15 protein-coding genes and 2 pseudogenes are annotated in these 16563 nt (G+C 52.2%); 12 read left to right on the top strand and 5 right to left on the bottom strand.

Annotated elements, in window-relative coordinates; all coding sequences use genetic code 11:
* Positions 1-18 precede the first annotated feature (18 nt).
* Positions 19-1524, top strand: coding sequence for a lysine--tRNA ligase (lysS, locus tag LH51_RS02800; RefSeq protein WP_036519558.1), 1506 nt, complete (start codon positions 19-21; stop codon positions 1522-1524).
* 3 nt (positions 1525-1527) lie between these two features.
* Entirely contained in the window at positions 1528-2211 is a 684-nt protein-coding gene (gene ung, locus LH51_RS02795) for a uracil-DNA glycosylase (RefSeq protein ID WP_036519555.1), read from the top strand.
* Here ung and ygfZ read toward each other — a convergent pair whose 3' ends face one another.
* The 4 genes from ygfZ to rsgA form a co-directional block, all read right to left on the bottom strand.
* Positions 2212-3252 (bottom strand): CAF17-like 4Fe-4S cluster assembly/insertion protein YgfZ, encoded by a 1041-nt coding sequence (ygfZ, locus tag LH51_RS02790; RefSeq protein WP_052063383.1) that lies wholly within the window; start codon positions 3250-3252, stop codon positions 2212-2214.
* 87 nt (positions 3253-3339) lie between these two features.
* The gene (gene asd, locus LH51_RS02785; RefSeq protein ID WP_036519553.1) at positions 3340-4206 is read right to left on the bottom strand and encodes an archaetidylserine decarboxylase; all 867 of its coding nucleotides are present in this window, start codon (positions 4204-4206) and stop codon (positions 3340-3342) included.
* A gap of 2 nt (positions 4207-4208) precedes the next feature.
* Entirely contained in the window at positions 4209-5843 is a 1635-nt protein-coding gene (locus tag LH51_RS02780) for an HDOD domain-containing protein (RefSeq protein WP_036519550.1), read from the bottom strand.
* A gap of 36 nt (positions 5844-5879) precedes the next feature.
* Positions 5880-6905, bottom strand: coding sequence for a small ribosomal subunit biogenesis GTPase RsgA (gene rsgA, locus LH51_RS02775; RefSeq protein WP_036519548.1), 1026 nt, complete (start codon positions 6903-6905; stop codon positions 5880-5882).
* A gap of 107 nt (positions 6906-7012) precedes the next feature.
* Between rsgA and orn the strand changes: the two genes are divergently transcribed.
* Entirely contained in the window at positions 7013-7555 is a 543-nt protein-coding gene (gene orn, locus LH51_RS02770; protein ID WP_036519547.1) for an oligoribonuclease, read from the top strand.
* Here the strand turns inward: orn and queG are convergent.
* The gene (gene queG, locus LH51_RS02765; RefSeq protein WP_036519543.1) at positions 7509-8609 is read right to left on the bottom strand and encodes a tRNA epoxyqueuosine(34) reductase QueG; all 1101 of its coding nucleotides are present in this window, start codon (positions 8607-8609) and stop codon (positions 7509-7511) included. The two genes, orn and queG, sit on opposite strands and share 47 nt — an antisense overlap.
* 68 nt (positions 8610-8677) lie before the next feature.
* On the opposite strand from queG, the gene LH51_RS23940 reads away from it, so the two are divergent.
* From LH51_RS23940 to hflX, 9 genes and pseudogenes are all read left to right on the top strand, one after another.
* Positions 8678-9235, top strand: coding sequence for an NAD(P)H-hydrate epimerase (locus LH51_RS23940; protein WP_327124083.1), 558 nt, complete (start codon positions 8678-8680; stop codon positions 9233-9235).
* Positions 9214-10197: an NAD(P)H-hydrate dehydratase gene (locus LH51_RS23935; RefSeq protein WP_327124082.1), complete on the top strand. Its 984-nt coding sequence runs from the start codon at positions 9214-9216 to the stop codon at positions 10195-10197. Before LH51_RS23940 ends, LH51_RS23935 begins: the two co-directional genes overlap by 22 nt.
* A complete protein-coding gene (tsaE, locus tag LH51_RS02755; RefSeq protein WP_036519540.1) occupies positions 10190-10663 on the top strand; it encodes a tRNA (adenosine(37)-N6)-threonylcarbamoyltransferase complex ATPase subunit type 1 TsaE in 474 nt (157 codons plus the stop codon). The genes LH51_RS23935 and tsaE overlap by 8 nt, the downstream gene beginning before the upstream one ends.
* Before the next feature lie 9 nt (positions 10664-10672).
* Positions 10673-11955, top strand: a pseudogene (locus LH51_RS02750) (N-acetylmuramoyl-L-alanine amidase).
* Positions 11956-12031: 76 nt separating this feature from the next.
* Positions 12032-13906 carry a DNA mismatch repair endonuclease MutL gene (gene mutL / locus LH51_RS02745; protein ID WP_036519536.1) on the top strand — a complete coding sequence of 625 codons (1875 nt, stop codon included), beginning with the start codon at positions 12032-12034 and terminating at the stop codon, positions 13904-13906.
* Positions 13872-14557, top strand: a pseudogene (miaA, locus tag LH51_RS24625) (tRNA (adenosine(37)-N6)-dimethylallyltransferase MiaA). Before mutL ends, miaA begins: the two are co-directional and overlap by 35 nt.
* Entirely contained in the window at positions 14550-14837 is a 288-nt protein-coding gene (locus LH51_RS23915) for a tRNA dimethylallyltransferase (protein WP_327124075.1), read from the top strand. Before miaA ends, LH51_RS23915 begins: the two are co-directional and overlap by 8 nt.
* Positions 14838-14952: 115 nt before the next feature.
* Positions 14953-15192, top strand: coding sequence for an RNA chaperone Hfq (gene hfq, locus LH51_RS02735; RefSeq protein ID WP_036519535.1), 240 nt, complete (start codon positions 14953-14955; stop codon positions 15190-15192).
* A 9-nt stretch (positions 15193-15201) separates the two neighbouring features.
* Positions 15202-16506 (top strand): ribosome rescue GTPase HflX, encoded by a 1305-nt coding sequence (gene hflX, locus LH51_RS02730; RefSeq protein WP_036519533.1) that lies wholly within the window; start codon positions 15202-15204, stop codon positions 16504-16506.
* The last annotated feature ends 57 nt before the right edge of the window (positions 16507-16563 follow it).

Below are 16563 nucleotides of genomic sequence, written 5' to 3'. Positions count from 1 at the left end.
GATTAGGGTAATAACTTCATGTCCGAAGTGAATCAACCGCAAGATGAAAACCGCCTGATTGCTGAACGCCGTGAAAAACTGCGTCAGTTACGTGAACAGCAGGGTGGTGCGTTTCCGAATACCTTCAGACGCGACAGCTATGCTGCGGACCTGCAGGCCGCGCATGGTGATAAAACCAAAGAAGCGCTGGAAGCAGAGGGTAATCTGGTAGCGGTTGCTGGGCGTGTCATGCTCAATCGTGGCGCGTTTATGGTGCTGCAGGATATGAGTGGCCGGATTCAGCTGTATGTGAATAAAGCCGCACGCCCTTTTGCCAAGTCCCTGGATCTGGGTGATATTATCGGTGTGCGCGGGGTGCTGCATAAGTCAGGCAAGGGCGATCTGTATGTGGATATGGCTGAAAATCAGCTACTGACCAAAAGTCTGCGACCCTTGCCGGAAAAGCATAAAGGCTTGCAGGATACCGAAATGCGCTACCGTCAGCGCTATGTCGATCTGATTACCAACGAGCATTCGCGTCGGGTGTTTGAGGTGCGTTCAAAGATTGTCTCCGGTATACGCCAGTATCTGTCGGCACGCCGCTTCATTGAAGCGGAAACCCCCATGCTGCACAGTATTCCCGGTGGTGCTACCGCGCGTCCGTTTGTCACCCATCATAATGCGCTGGATCTGCAAATGTACCTGCGTATCGCCCCGGAGCTCTACCTGAAGCGTCTGGTTGTGGGTGGCTTTGAGCGGGTGTTCGAGATCAACCGTAACTTCCGTAATGAAGGCCTGTCGACCCGGCATAATCCCGAATTTACCATGATTGAATTCTATCAGGCCTATGCCGACTACCATGATCTGATGGATTTGACTGAAGATATGCTGCGCACTTTGGCCCGGGATATTCTCGGTACCACCACCCTGACCAATACCATCCGTAATGAAGAGGGCGAGGTGCTGGAAGCCTTTGAATATGACTTGAGCCAGCCATTCCGTCGCATCAGCGTGTTTGACTCCATTTTGCACTACAACCCGGATATCAAACCTGAGGCTTTGGCTGATGAGCATGCCGCACGCCAGATTGCTGAGCGTTTGCATATCAATCTGATGGACAACTGGGGTCTGGGTCGTATCCAGATGGAAATCTTCGATAAAACTGTCGAGCATCATCTGGATCAGCCAACCTTTATCACTGAATACCCGACTGAAGTCAGCCCGCTGGCACGCCTAAGTGATCATAATCCCCATGTTACCGACCGTTTTGAGTTTTTTGTCGGTGGTCGGGAGTTGGCGAATGGTTTCTCGGAGCTTAACGATGCCGAAGATCAGGCTGAGCGTTTTCGTCGGCAAGTGGCAGAAAAGGATGCCGGTGACGATGAAGCCATGCATTACGATGCCGATTATATCAACGCGCTGGAATATGGCCTGCCACCCACTGCAGGTGAGGGCATCGGCATAGACCGTCTGGTGATGTTGTTTACGGATTCACCGTCTATCCGCGATGTGGTGTTGTTCCCCGCTATGCGGCCACGCGGCTAGGTCATGGCACTGGATCGCGCGCCGGGCTGGAAGCCCTATCTGGATGACGAGTTTCAAAAGCCCTATATGCAGGCATTGAAGCAGTTTCTGCGGACGGAAAAAGATCAGCATAAGGTGATTTTTCCGCCCTCATCCGATTGGTTTCATGCCCTGGAGGCCACGCCACCGGAGCAGGTGAGGGTGGTGATTCTCGGACAGGACCCTTACCATCAACCGGGGCAGGCACATGGCTTGTGCTTCTCGGTTAAGCCTGGCGTGCGTGTTCCACCTTCGCTACAGAATATTTACAAAGAACTGCAGGCCGATCTGGGGATTCAACCTCCTGGGCACGGTTTTCTGGACAGTTGGGCGTCTCAGGGGGTGCTGCTGCTCAATGCCGTGCTGACAGTTGAGCAGGGGCAAGCCAATGCCCATCAGGGGCAGGGCTGGGAGGCCTTCACCGACAAGGTGATTGAGGTGGTTAATCAGCAGTGTGATTCGGTGGTGTTTATGCTCTGGGGCAGTTATGCCCAGAAAAAAGGTGCCGGGATAGATCAGCAGCGTCACCTGATTCTGAAAGCACCGCACCCGTCACCACTTTCAGCACATCGCGGATTTCTGGGCTGCCGTCATTTCAGTCAGGCCAATCAATGGCTGATTGAGCAAGGGCGTACGCCGATCAATTGGCAACTACCCGCTCAGATTTGATCAGCGCTTACTTTCGAACAGCCGGGCGTCAAGTGAGTAGGGGAGTTCCAGCAGTTGCAGTGGGCTTTGATCCGGTAGCATGACTGAATCCTCTTCAGCGCGTGTTTTCAGTATCACCGCCAGCAACTCAAATTCCCCTGCCTGTCCAGTTTCGGCTGCCAATACCACCTGACCCACGTTATCCTTGTTCTCACAGTGTAGCGGGGTACCCGGTAAGGGCAGGCTTTGCGTATGCACACGCGCAAGGTACATGGGGCGCTTTAACTGGCCGCGGTGCTGCAGACGCGTAATGATCTCTTGTCCGGTATAGCAGCCTTTGCGAAAGCTGATCCCTTCAAATTCCTGCAAGTTAGTCATCTGCGGAATAAAGGCTTCAGAGGTTTCCTGGCGTAGATCAGGAATGCCAGCCTGAATATCACTCAGCAGCCACTGCTGCAGTGGCATCAGGGATAGCATCTGTTGCAGCTGGGTAAGCAGGGGGGCCAGTGCCGTCGTTGCGGCCCAGAGCTCAAAGCGCTGCTCGCCCACACAGACAACACTGATCTGCTCTAGTCTAATAGCCTGTCCGGGCTGTGAGGGTAAGCTCTCTTCAGGCAGATCAAACAGTTGGCTCAGCCGGGTGGCTGCTGCTTTTCCCTGCACGCCCAATCCAATCAGGTCGTTATCGATTTCAGCCGTGGCTTTGGAAAAAATAATGTATTTTTTTAACTGTGCCAGGGCCTTTTCACTCAAGTCTAGACTGCCTCTGAGCCAGAAGATGTTCTCTTCAGGCTGAATCACCCGAAACAGACTAAGCATGTGGCCTTTGATATTGCAGTGCGCTCCGAGCCGGGTCATCTCGGTACTGATATCACGCAGGTCACAGCTGAGCTGTCCCTGTAAAAAGCTGAAAGCATCCTTGCCTTCGACCCTGATCATCTGCTGGTGTAGCAGGGGTGTAAACAAGCCGTCACTGGCCGGGTCAGAAAACGGCCCGATAATGCCCGCCTCTTCAAAGCTCAACTGATCGGGTAAAGCCAGTGTGTGCCATAAGCTGTGCATAGCCAGATTCATCCTGTGATACAAAAAATCGTTAGAACTTCTATTGTAGACAAGGACGCGACAGGATTCATCCGCTGCCTTGTGGGGTTATTCTTCTGGACTTTGCTGGATACGGCCTATGGCATTTCCCAGCGTGACCGGACTGCCTGCTGTGAGACTGCCATGCCACTCAATTGCATCCTTGCCAAAGAGCAAAATCACTGTAGAGCCGAGTTTGAAGCGTCCCATCTCGTCGCCTTTGCTCAGGCTGATGCTGTCATCGTAGCGCTTACCCAGCACCAGGGGTGTTTTTTGCATAGGGGCCACCTGGCCTTGCCAGACCACTTCGATACCGGCAACGATCATGGCGCCAACAAGCACCATCGCCATCGGTCCAACTTCCGTATCAAATAGGGCTACCAGACGTTCATTGCGCGCAAACAACTGGTCTACCTGTTCGGCGGTGACTTGATTGACTGACCAGAGGTCTCCGGGGATATAGACGGTTTCGCGCAATACACCGCTGATTGGCATATGCACCCGATGATAATCACGTGGAGACAGGTAGATGGTGGCAAAGCTGCCATTGGTAAACTCCGTCGCGCGAGATTCATCTCCACCCAGTAAGCTAGTCAGGGAATAGCTGCGTCCTTTGGCCTGAAACAGGCGGCCATGCTCGATTTGTCCGGCCTGGCTGACGGCACCGTCTGCCGGTGAAACCAGGGTGTCCTGATCCTTGTCGATGGGGCGGGCATCTGCTTTCAGTGCACGGGTAAAAAAAGCATTGAAGTTGGCATAAGCCAGTGGATCGGTTTCCTGCGCATCGAGCATATCGACACGGTAACGTTTATGAAACCAGCCGATAAACAGGTTTTTTATCCACACAATACGGCAGTCAGCGAGTTTACCGACGCTGCGTGATAGCCAGTGCTGGGGGATCAGGGTTTGCAACAGAATAAAGAGGCGATCTTTCACGGTCATTCCTGTGATAGTTGTTTCAATGCCAGTGCGGCGGATGAACCTAAATAACGAAAACGCTCAAAGTAAAAGTCTGCTATGGGTGGTGCTTGTTCGCCTTGATCCGCGTAGATAATTGCCAGGGGGCCTGATGGACCAAACAGTGACATCATCAGCCAGTCATGGTTAGGCAGGCAGCTTTCAAAATCCGTCGGTAACATCGGCAGCAGGCGATTAGATGTACGATAATTGTACCAGATGCAGGTGGGTTTATCGCATAGCCGCTTAAACAGGCTGGGTATTTCCAGGTTGTTAGTATAGTGAGCCAGCGGATGCTGATTCTCAAAGCCCTTGCTAATCAGCGGCTGAAGCTGATGCTGGCGTTGGCTTATCTGCATAATGCTGACACGAGACATGCCCAAGCCTTCATGGATTCCCTGTAACAGCATTTTGAGTGGCTGATCGGCTTTGCTGTAGTTGTTATCCACTTGTCGAAGCGCCGCAGCAATATTGTTATACAGCGTCTGGTCCAGAAAGCTTGTGGGTGCTGAAATGGTTGACTGATTTGATTGTTGTGCCGATTCAGAAGGACTTGCTTCTATCTTGCTTAGGGTGCTGATAGCGGGTGCTGTTTCCTGCAGTTGCTGCCGTTCAGCCTTGCGGAGTATTCCGGGCGTTGGTTGTGCAGAGGGAATTAATAACAGTTCACTGGCGGGCGAAAGTACACCGGGCAGGTGATACTGTCTGGCGGATTCGGCACAGGTGCTATGCAAACGTGCCAGGGTTTCATGTTGATCCAGTCTTAGATAGTCACTGATGATTTCATAGAGGCGGCGTGCTTTGGGTGTGTTCCAGCCACGAGTGGCTGTTAAAGCCAGCCAGTTAGCTAGCTTTACAGCGAAAAAAGGTTGTTGTAAAAAGTGATTAATTTCTCGCAGATCCTTGCCATCCAGGCGTGGATCCCCCATGGCTTTGAGATGCAGTTTGTTTAGCAGGCCTGATGAAGGGGATGTGTCGTGGCTTAGTGCTTCTATTGTTAAATCCGGTAATTTCCAACGTTGCGCCAGGCGAAAGCCCAGTTCCTGCAGCGTACAGCCAAATATATCATATTCTGCCAGTGCTACATCCACACCCTCCTCGATCACTTTACGTTGATAGGCTTCTTTGTGTAGTGGTGCGTAGAGCCAGGCACACCAGTGTATAGAGCCATAAAGCAGCGCAGCCAGCTTGATCTCTTCGGTGTTATTGGCATTTTTCCTGTTCTGCCAGTCAGCGGCCTGAGTGGCGGCGTGGTGGCTGTCAGCAACTGCGCGCATAAACAGGGTGTGTACTGTGCTGGATGGATTCAGACGAAAAGGGCTGACTTGGCTGAGTAGCTGCGTGATCCGCTCAAAACCAAGTGTTTGTACCGCATGGTCTATGCCGGCTATCTTGCCCTCTTTATCACTGAGAAGTATTTGTGCGGCGCGTGTAACATGTAAACAAAGTACCGGATCTGTACGGATAATTGGCGCCAGTGTCAGCAGGTTGCTGGAGGGGTGATCAAGCGCCTTGGTCAGTCGGGCGGACGTACTGGCCCGGACAGGTAAAGACTTGTCCTGAAAGAAATCGAGCCATTCATCCAGGCCGACTGGTGAGGGTAGGTTACGCGACATGGGCAGTTCCGCTACAGCTGACCTTAAAAATTTAGTCTACAGGGTTTCTTGCATGGAGTTAAGAATCATGCGGTAGCTTTTAAAACGCTGTTCGCTTATTTCGCCGTTATCTACGGCAGCTATGAGTGCGCATCCAGGTTCCTGCAGGTGTTTACAATCACGAAAACGGCAGTGACCAATAAAGGGCCTGAATTCGACGAAACCCTCCAGTACTTCATCTTCATGCATATGCCAAAGGCCAAATTCACGGATTCCCGGCGAGTCAATCAAATCACCACCATCAGGCATGTGGAACAGCCTGGCTGTAGTGGTGGTGTGCTTGCCTTTGCCGCTTTGTTCGGAGAGGCCGCCGACCTTCAGATCAATACCGGGCAGCAATACATTGATCAGCGATGATTTGCCAACCCCTGATTGTCCGACAAACACGCTGATGCGGCCATCCAGTAAGGTTTTTAATTCAGTCAGCCCTGATTGCTCAGTAGTGGACGCTTCCAGTATCCGGTAGCCTATCTGTCGGTAAAGGGCCAGCATAGGGTCTAGCCAGGTCCTGTTTGCCGGGTTTATCAGGTCGGTTTTGTTAAGTAGTAGTACGGGCTCTATCTCAGAGCGTTCGCAGGCGATCAGGTAGCGATCGATCAAATTGGCATGTGCTCTGGGTTCTGGTGCCAGAGTAATGATGATCTGATCGATGTTAGCCGCGACCGGTTTGAGCTCACCGTAGTTATTGGGGCGCTGTAACTGATTATTGCGGGGAAGTACGGCAACCACTACGCCACCATCCGGAGAGCGGCGCCAGATTACTCGATCCCCGGTAACCAATTGCCCGAGATGCGTACGCAAATGACAGCGTACGATTTCACCCTGAGTATCACCTTCCAATGCCTCGACATCCACCTGTTTACCAAAGTGAGAAATGATCAAGCCATTTTGTTCTGTGCCCAGCTCCCCGCCGCTAAGCTGTTCTTCAATGAGCGTTTCCGTGCGGCTGGCGCGGTCCGTGCGTTCCTGCTGAATTTTACTGATGCGCCAGGATTGGCGTCGAGTGACTTTACGTTTACTCATGCGTAGGTATGCTTTCCTGAAGACCGGGTTTTAGGCTACGTTCTTTGTTGAAGATAAGGTAATCTATAGTGCAACTTTAATACAGTATTATAACTGGAGATTAGCGGATGCCGCGACAGAATGCCCTGCTATGGATCGATCTGGAGATGACCGGGCTGGATCCGGAAAAAGATCGGATCATTGAAATGGCAGCGATAGTCACCGATGCCGATTTAAACTCGCTGGCGGAAAGCCCCGTGATTACGGTGCATCAGCCAGATAGCTTGTTGACGCAAATGGATGAGTGGTGCACCCGTCAGCACGGACAGTCAGGACTGACAGCACGGGTACGTGAAAGTCGTACCACCGAGGCTGAAGCTGAGCAACAGATGCTGGCGTTTGTGCGTGAGTATACTGATAAAGGCGTCTCACCCATGTGTGGAAACAGTATTGGTCAGGACCGGCGTTTCCTGGTGAAGTATATGCCAGAGCTGGAAGCGCATTTTCACTATCGTAATATCGATGTGAGCAGCATCAAAGAGCTGGCAAAACGTTGGAAACCCTCGATCATGGAGGGCATTAAAAAGAAAGGTGCCCACCTGGCGTTGGATGATATTCGTGATTCTATTGAAGAGTTGCGTCATTACCGCCGCCATCTGTTCCGCCTCTGAGCTGAGCCAGCGCCCAGTGGATATGTTCGGCGAGCATGTCCGAACAGCCGGATTGCAAGCGTCGGTTTAGTGCGGCTTCCACTTCGGCCCCTCCGCGGCTGTTGCCCAGTGCAACGGCCAGATTGCGCTGCCAGCCCTCAAATCCGGTTCGACGTATAGCGGAACCTTCGGTGCGTTTGAGAAACGTGGCTTCATCCCATTCAAACAGGCTTAGCAGATCTATGTCATCCAGTTGGTGCCTGGGTTTGAAGTCGCTTTCCTGTGAATGCTTGGCAAAGCGGTTCCAGGGGCAGATCAACTGACAATCATCACAACCAAAAATCCGGTTGCCCATTTTTGCCCGCAGTTCAACCGGTATGGCGCCTTTCAGCTCAATGGTCAGGTAGGAAATGCAGCGGCGGGCATCCAGCACATAGGGTTGGGGAAAGGCCTGGGTAGGGCAGATATCCAGGCAGGCACGACAACTGCCGCAATGGCTGCTTGTTTCCGCCGCATCAACAGGTAAGGGCAGATTGATGAACAGTTCGCCCAGAAAAAACCAGGATCCTGCCTGGCGATTAAGCAGTAGGGTGTGCTTGCCTATCCAGCCCAGTCCAGCGTTGCGTGCAATCGGGCGCTCCAGTACCGGTGCGCTGTCAACAAACGGGCGAAAAGCGCTGTCTTGTTGCATATGTGCATCAATGCGTTGGCCGAGTTGTTGTATGCGCTTGCGCATCAGTTTGTGATAATCCCGGCCCAGGGTATAGCGGGCGATATAGGCTTTATCCGGATTGTTGAGGATACGCAGAGTCTCAGTCTCAGGGGGTAAATAATCCATGCGCAGGCTGATGATGCGCTGGGTACCAGGAAGCAGCTGTGATGCGTCCAGGCGTTTGGCTTGGTGCTGTTCCAGCCAGCGCATTTCGCCCTGCATACCCTGATCCAGCCATTCTGTCAGGTTGTCCGCTTCGGCTGACAGGTCTGTGCCGGTGATGGCGCACTGCTGGAATCCCAGTTCACTCGCCCAGTGTTTGATCTTATCAGCCAGTTCTCTGAGGGACAGATCATCGACCAGGGCTGATTTTGCTTGCTCTGTTCGCTATGCATGCCAGAATAACAGTTATAGATTAAGGAGAATGCCGCATGATCACTCGAACCACACTGCCTTCAACATTATACACAGCTGAGCAGTCACGTGCGCTGGATCGACAGGCAACCGAGGTTTTTGCTATTCCCGGGTTTCGCTTGATGCAGCGTGCCGGGCATGCGGTGTTTGCGGTGATACAGCAGCAGTGGCCTGAGCTGAAGCGTCTGACGCTGCTTTGTGGTACCGGTAATAACGGTGGCGATGGGCTGATTGTAGCAGGGCTGGCACAGCAGCAGGGCCTGGAGGTGCAGGTGTTGACCTTTGGTAATGAGCCTTATGCTGATCAGTTGCAGGGTGAGGCGCTGGAAGCCTGGCGCTGGGCTGAGGCGGTCGGGGTGACAACCCGGCCCTGGTCGACTCAACAGGAATTCAATGGTGAAGTGATTGTTGATGCGATGCTGGGTACAGGCATCAGTGGCGAGGTGAGAGGTACTGTTCGTGACGCTATTATCAAGTTGAACCATCAGCATCGACCGGTGGTCGCGGTAGATATACCTCAGGTTTGTGTAGCGATACGGGTCAGGTATTGGGTGTGGCAGTCAAAGCCGCCGTGACCTTAACCTTTATTGGTGCCAAGCAAGGGCTGCTGACGCATGAAGGGGTGAACTACTGCGGACGCCTACTGTTTGACGGGTTGCGGGTGCCGGACGAGCTCTATGAGCGCGTACCTGTTAGCGTGTTTCGCACCGACCAGGATGATTTGGAAGAACTATTGCCTGCGCGTCAGCGCTCAGCCCATAAGGGCTGTTTTGGTCATCTGCTGGTGGTGGGTGGTGGTTTGGGGTTGGGTGGCGCCGCATTGATGGCGGCCCAGAGTGCGGCTCGTAGTGGCAGCGGTCTGGTGTCTTTAGCTACACGGAGTGAGCATGTTGTAGCGGCTTTGACGCGTCTGCCGGAAGTTATGGCGTTGGGTGTTGGTTCCGGTCAGGCTCTGTTACCTCTGCTTGAAAAGGCCACAGTTGTGGTGGCAGGTCCTGGATTAGGCGATAGTGCCTGGGCCGATCAGTTGATGCAGCAGGTGTTGAAATCAGCAAATTTTCAGGTATTAGATGCCGATGCACTGAATTATCTGGTAGCTAGTACTGATCGATACAGTCATCGGCGAGTGATTACGCCGCACCCGGGTGAAGCGGCGCGGTTATTAGGCTGTACGGTGGATGATATACAACAGGACCGCTTTGCGGCTATTAAAGCCCTGCAAGGGCGATTTGGTGGTACGGTCGTGCTCAAGGGGGCGGGGTCGCTCACTTATGATGGTGACGTAATCCATCTTTGTAGCGCTGGCAATCCGGGAATGGCCAGTGGTGGCATGGGCGATGTATTGTCAGGCATAATCGGTGCATTAATGGCGCAGGGGTTGAAGCCTGTCGATGCGGCCCGCCTGGGTGTGTATGCTCATGCTGTAGCGGCTGATCGGTGTGTAGCGAAATCGGGTGAGCGCGGTTTGCTGGCAACCGATCTGATCCCTGAAGTGCGTCGGATTTTAAATGGTTTGGGAGATCAGCTAATTGATTGATAGTGTTTATCTGGCCGATGATGCGGCAACCATTCAGTTTGGTGCCAGGCTTGCTGAAGCCGTTGGGTCACAGGGTGCTGTGATTTTTTTGCATGGCAATCTTGGCATGGGTAAAACCACGCTGTGCCGTGGAGTGATGCAAGCATTGGGGCATCAGGGAGCCGTTAAAAGTCCGACCTATACGCTGGTAGAGCCCTATGAATTTCCAGGGTTTATTGTTTATCATTTTGATCTGTATAGGCTTTCAGATCCTGAGGAGCTAGAGTACCTGGGTATTCGTGATTACTTTAGCGAGCAGGCGCTGTGTCTGATTGAATGGCCTGAAAAGGGGCAGGGTTGGCTGCCTGCGGCGGACCTGGAATTGAATTTGAGCGAAAAATTACCCGGCAGATGTATAAAGTGGTCAAAAAATACTCAGAAAGGGTGTATGATTGCCGATAGAATAGTAAATGAATTTAATGGGTAAGCACGCACTGTGAAAGTAAATACTCGCAGTTTCCTTTTAAGGTTGCTGTTATTGTTAATAAGCCTGTTACCGGCGTTGGTATTTGCCAACGCGGAAGTAAAGGGTGTGCGCTCCTGGCTGGCACCGGATAATACGCGCCTGGTATTTGATCTCAGCGGGCCGGTTGAACACCGTTTGTTTACACTGGAAAACCCGGATCGAGTTGTTATTGATGTTAGCAATACCCGCTTGCAGACCGATCTGAATCAATTGTCTTTGGATGAAAGCCCCATCTCCAGCATCCGCCATAGTCATTCCGAGGGCACACTGCGGATCGTCCTGGATATGAAGGATCAGGTGCGCCCCAAAAGCTTTGATTTGGTACCCAATGATCAGTATGGACACCGCCTGGTAGTGGATCTTGAAAATAAGGCAGGTGCTGTTGTTGTACCTGTTGCCAGTTCAACACCGCCAGCTAATGCCCAGGGGCAGTTGCGAGATATTGTTATTGCCATAGATGCTGGCCATGGGGGGGAGGATCCTGGTGCCGTAGGGCCGAATGGCACGCGGGAGAAAGATATCGTTTTGGCTATTGCGCTTGCATTAAAGCGCATTATTGATGCTGAACAGGGCTACAAAGCTGTGATGATCCGGGATGGGGATTACTTCGTCAGTTTGCGTAATCGTGCGCTCAGGCGCGCCAGGCCAATGCAGATCTATTTATTTCCGTGCATGCTGATGGCTGGAAAACGCCGAGTGCTCGTGGAGCCTCTGTATGGGTTTTATCGGAGCGTGGTGCCAGTAGTGAAATGGGTCGCTGGTTAGCCAGTCGTGAAAACAGTTCAGATTTGATCGGGGGTGTTGGAAGTGTCAGTCTGGAGGACAAGGATGAGGTTCTGGCCAGTGTGCTACTGGATATGTCCATGACAGCCAGTCGTACTGGCAGTCGCGAAGTTGCCGGTATTATTCATAGTAACCTGGGGCAGTTCGCCCGCATGCACAAATCGGCTGTGGAAATGGCTAATTTTGCTGTGCTGCGCTCACCTGATGTGCCTTCGATTCTGATTGAGACAGGTTTTATAACCAACCCGCAGGAAGAATCTCAATTGCGTACCTCGGCTTATCAACAGCGTATGGCGCAGGCTATATTTCAGGGGGTGAATAATTATTTCTGGCAAAAACCACCGGATATGACCTGGGTTGCCTGGCACAAGCGACAGGGGGAACTTCTCTTGCTGGCGTTGATCGTACCCATCGTGTGCAGCCGGGTGATACACTGTCTGTTATTGCCGTGCGTAATGGTGTGTCTGTAACCGCGTTGCGTGAGGCGAATCAGATCAATGGTGATCGTATTCGTATAGGTCAAGTGTTAAGGATACCTGCGGGTTGATGCAAAAAGAACCATCACAACCATCTTCAATACATTTACTAACTCCCCAACTTGCTAACCAGATTGCCGCAGGTGAAGTCGTTGAGCGTCCGGCATCAGTGGTTAAAGAGCTGCTGGAAAACAGCCTCGATGCTGGCGCAAAATCTGTTGCGCTTGAGGTTGAACAGGGCGGTGTGCGTTTAATTCGTTTACGTGATGATGGCTCAGGTGTTAGCAAAGAGGATTTGCCCCTGGCTTTAAGTCGTCATGCAACGTCTAAAATCACCGTGCTGGAAGATCTTGAAGCGGTTATGAGTCTGGGGTTTCGGGGCGAGGCGCTGGCGAGTATCAGCTCGGTATCACGTTTGACACTAACCTCGCGGCCTCGACACCAGGATCAAGCCTGGTCTGTGACGGCTGAAGGTCGGGATATGGAGCCGGAGATGGCCCCTGCTGCCCATCCGCATGGCAGCACCGTAGAGGTGCGCGATCTGTTTTTTAATACCCCGGCCCGGCGCAAATTTCTACGCACTGAAAAAACCGAATTCAACCATCTGGAAGAGGTGGTGCGGCGGCTGGCGCTGAGTCGCTTTGATGTCAGTTTTAGCCTGACACATAATGCCCGGACCCTGTATCAGTTGCGTCCGGCCATTTCTGAACTGGAGCGTGAGCGGCGCCTGTCACAGTTGCTGGGCCAGCCTTTCATAGAGCACGCACTGGTTGTGGATATGCAGGCTGAAGCCTCCGGTTTGCGCCTGTATGGCTGGATTACTCAACCGACTCACTCGCGCAGTCAGGCCGATCAGCAGTACTTTTTTGTCAATGGCCGGATTATCAAAGACAAAGTGGTCAGTCACGCGGTGCGTCAAGCCTATCAGGATGTGCTTTATAATGGTCGTCATCCGGCATTTGTGCTGTATTTAGAGCTGGATCCGGCGTTGGTGGATGTCAATGTCCATCCGACTAAACATGAAGTCAGGTTTCGTGAAAGCCGTCTGGTACATGATTTTATCTACCGCTCCCTGCACCGTGTGATTGCGCAGATGACACCCGCGTCTGTGCTTGAGCAGGCTGCTCCAGTCGCGCCCATGCCGTATCAGGCTGAACCTGCTTCTTCGGGCGTGTCAGCTGCAGTGCCTGAACAGCAGTTTTCCCAAAATAGGTTTTACCTGCCGCCTCAGGCCACCTCAGTGCCATCGGCGACAGCGGTGCAGCGACAGATCGCCCAATATGGGCAGCTCTATCCAAGTGACAGTAATGCGGTGGTTGACAGTGTAAACGAAGCCATGCCAGCGGATGCTGTAGATGGTACACCGCCACTGGGCTTCGCTCTTGCACAATTGCATGGGGTGTATATTCTTTCCCAGAGCGCAACCGGGATGATTTTGGTTGATATGCATGCGGCACATGAGCGCATTGTTTATGAGCGTATGAAACAGGCGTTGACGGATGAGCGTCTGAGAAGCCAGCCCTTGCTGGTTCCTGTCAGTTTATCAGTCAGTCGGCGCGAAGCGGATCTGGCAGAAGAGCAGCTGGATCTCTTTGCGCGTTTGGGGTTTGGCTTGCAACGCTTGAGTGATGAAACCCTGGTTATTCGTGAAGTGCCGGTATACCTGGCTAAAGCTGATGTACAACAACTGGTCAGGGATGTACTGGCTGATCTGTTTGAACTGGGTGGCAGTCGCCGAATAGAAAACCATATCAATGAATTGCTGGGTACTATGGCCTGCCATGGTGCCGTGCGTGCTAACCGACACTTAACCCTGGCAGAAATGAACGCTTTACTGCGTGATATGGAGCGGACTGAACGCAGTGGGCAGTGTAACCATGGTCGTCCGACCTGGGTGCCCTTAAGCATGAATGAACTGGATAAGTTGTTTCTGCGTGGACAATGAAATGAAGCCGCTGGTCGTTTGTTTGATGGGGCCTACGGCCTCAGGTAAGACGGATCTGGCGATGCGTTTGGTGGATTATCTGAGTGTTGAATTAATCAGTGTTGATTCAGCGCTGATCTACCAGGGTATGGATATAGGTACGGCTAAGCCCGACATGTCTACGCTGCAGCGCTACCCTCATCACCTGGTGAATATCCGCGATCCGGCTGAAAGTTACTCGGCGGCAGAGTTTCGTGAAGATGCGTTGCTCTGCATCGACAAAGCACTGGCTGCTGGCCGAACCCCATTATTGGTGGGGGTACCATGATGTACTTTAATGCATTGCTCAAAGGTTTGGCGACTCTGCCGGCATCAGATCCAGACGTTCGCGCTGATCTGGATGCGCGCATTGCCGCGCAGGGTATTGAAGCCTTGCATCAGGCGTTGATTGCCGTAGACCCGGTTGCTGCAGCGCGTTTGCATTCAACCGATACCCAGCGGGTGCAGCGGGCAATGGAAGTCTATCTGCTTACGGGTAAAACACTGACACAGCATTGGCAAGAGCAGCAACAACCGGAACTGCCCTTCAGGGTGTTGTCTCTGGCGTTGCTGCCGAGTGATCGTGCTGCGCTGCATCAACGTATAAAGTTTACGTTTCGAGCAAATGCTTGAAGCGGGCTTTGAAGCCGAAGTGCGTGAATTATTCAGGCGCGACGATCTACATGAAGGCTTGCCCTCTATTCGTTGCGTGGGGTATCGGCAGATGTGGCAGTATCTGCAGGGGAGTATGGACTATGAAGCTATGCGTGAGAAGGCGGTGATAGCCACGCGTCAGCTCGCCAAAAGGCAGTATACCTGGCTCAGAGGCTGGTCTGAATTACAGGTTCTGCCACAAGAAAAAGACGATATCCTCAGAGAGAGCTTGAAGTTGATAGAGGGTAACGTTATATAATGCTATGGTTTTGTGCATTGCAGCTCTGTATGAGGTTGGTATAAGGTCTGCTATTGCTTAAAAGTATAATTACACTAATTTTTATAACTGAAATTTTTCAGTGAAGGAGTAAACAATGTCAAAAGGGCAATCATTACAAGACCCTTATCTTAACGTGTTGCGCAAGGAGCGGGTCCCCGTATCGATTTTTTTGGTTAACGGTATCAAGCTTCAGGGTCAGATCGAATCTTTTGATCAGTTCGTCATTTTGCTGAAAAATACAGTCAGCCAGATGGTCTACAAACATGCCATCTCAACCGTAGTTCCTTCCCGTCCGGTTAAGTTGCCGCAGCCGGAAGACAAGCCTGAAGAGTGAGTGATCTGATTGTTTTTTGAACGTCCGGAATCCGGAGAGTGCGCCATACTGGTGCATATTGACCTGGCCTCAGAAGCTGAGGCAGAAGATCCAAAAGAGCTTGAAGAGCTGGCTCTTTCAGCCGGGGCTGACCCGGTTTGCTTTATGCATGGCAGCCGCTCTGATCCCAGTCCGCGTTTTTTTCTGGGCAAGGGAAAGGTGGAAGAGTTAGCTGAGCTGGTCAGGTTGCATGAAGCTGACCTGGTGATCTTTAACCATGCGCTAAGTCCCGCTCAGGAACGTAATCTGGAGCGTGAAATCAAGTGTCGTGTACTGGATCGTACCGGTCTGATTCTGGATATCTTTGCTCAGCGTGCGCGTACTCATGAGGGTAAATTGCAGGTTGAGCTGGCGCAGTTGGAACATATGTCAACGCGCCTGGTGCGTGGCTGGACTCACCTTGAGCGTCAGAAGGGTGGTATAGGCTTGCGTGGGCCGGGTGAGACGCAGCTGGAGACTGACCGGCGTTTATTACGTGCGCGCATTAAAGCTATTCTTAAGCGCCTGGATAAAGTCAGACGTCAGCGTGATCAGGGGCGTCGTGCGCGGGTCAGGGCAGAAATTGCCACGGTTTCTTTGGTGGGATACACCAATGCCGGTAAATCAACCCTGTTTAATCGGCTGACCACCGCGAATGTCTATGTCGCTGATCAGTTGTTTGCTACCCTTGACCCAACCTTGCGTAAGGTGCAGTTGCCGGACGCCGGTCCGATTATCCTGGCAGATACGGTAGGTTTTATTCGACACTTGCCACACAAGCTGGTTGAAGCATTTCGTGCTACCCTTCAGGAAACGGCTGAAGCGGATCTGCTGCTGCATGTTATCGACTGTCATGATGATGAGCGCCAGGCACATATAGCACAGGTGAATGATGTGTTGGCTGAAATAGGGGCCGACTCGCGGCCTGTGCTGTTGGTGTACAACAAAATAGATCTGTTGGATGACTTTCCTGCGCGGATAGATCGTGATGAGGAGGGTCGTCCGGTAAGAGTCTGGTTATCTGCTCAGACGGGTGAGGGCGCTGATCTGTTGTTACAGGCAGTGAATGAGCGTCTGTCCGGGTTGATGTTCGAAGGTGTCCTGCAATTAAGTCCATCAGAAGGTCAGCTCCGCTCTTTGCTTTACACAAAAGATGCAGTGCTGAATGAGCGGATTGATGAAGATGGGCGTATTAGTTTGCAAGTACGCATACAGCAGAAAGATTTTCGTCAGTTGTTGAGTCGGTTGAATATTCCGGCGGAACGATATCTGGCGGCGATGGTCGATAATGAATAGCGGTTGCATCCATGTGGTGCGCCCCATAAAATTTCATTTTTTAAATAAGTTGTTTTA

Origin of the sequence: Nitrincola sp. A-D6 (assembly GCF_000764495.1) — a bacterium.
In the GTDB taxonomy this organism is placed as follows: Bacteria; Pseudomonadota; Gammaproteobacteria; order Pseudomonadales; family Balneatricaceae; genus Nitrincola.
Note: the sequence above shows the minus strand (reverse complement) of the source record. Positions and strands in the feature narration are given on the sequence as shown.

Coding starts and splice junctions, on each gene's coding strand:
- lysS (WP_036519558.1), top strand. CDS start 19: ATGTCCGAAGTGAATCAACCGCAAGATGAAAACCGCCTGATTGCTGAA.
- ung (WP_036519555.1), top strand. CDS start 1,528: ATGGCACTGGATCGCGCGCCGGGCTGGAAGCCCTATCTGGATGACGAG.
- ygfZ (WP_052063383.1), bottom strand. CDS start 3,252: ATGCACAGCTTATGGCACACACTGGCTTTACCCGATCAGTTGAGCTTT.
- LH51_RS02780 (WP_036519550.1), bottom strand. CDS start 5,843: ATGTCGCGTAACCTACCCTCACCAGTCGGCCTGGATGAATGGCTCGAT.
- rsgA (WP_036519548.1), bottom strand. CDS start 6,905: ATGAGTAAACGTAAAGTCACTCGACGCCAATCCTGGCGCATCAGTAAA.
- orn (WP_036519547.1), top strand. CDS start 7,013: ATGCCGCGACAGAATGCCCTGCTATGGATCGATCTGGAGATGACCGGG.
- LH51_RS23940 (WP_327124083.1), top strand. CDS start 8,678: ATGATCACTCGAACCACACTGCCTTCAACATTATACACAGCTGAGCAG.
- mutL (WP_036519536.1), top strand. CDS start 12,032: ATGCAAAAAGAACCATCACAACCATCTTCAATACATTTACTAACTCCC.
- LH51_RS23915 (WP_327124075.1), top strand. CDS start 14,550: ATGCTTGAAGCGGGCTTTGAAGCCGAAGTGCGTGAATTATTCAGGCGC.
- hfq (WP_036519535.1), top strand. CDS start 14,953: ATGTCAAAAGGGCAATCATTACAAGACCCTTATCTTAACGTGTTGCGC.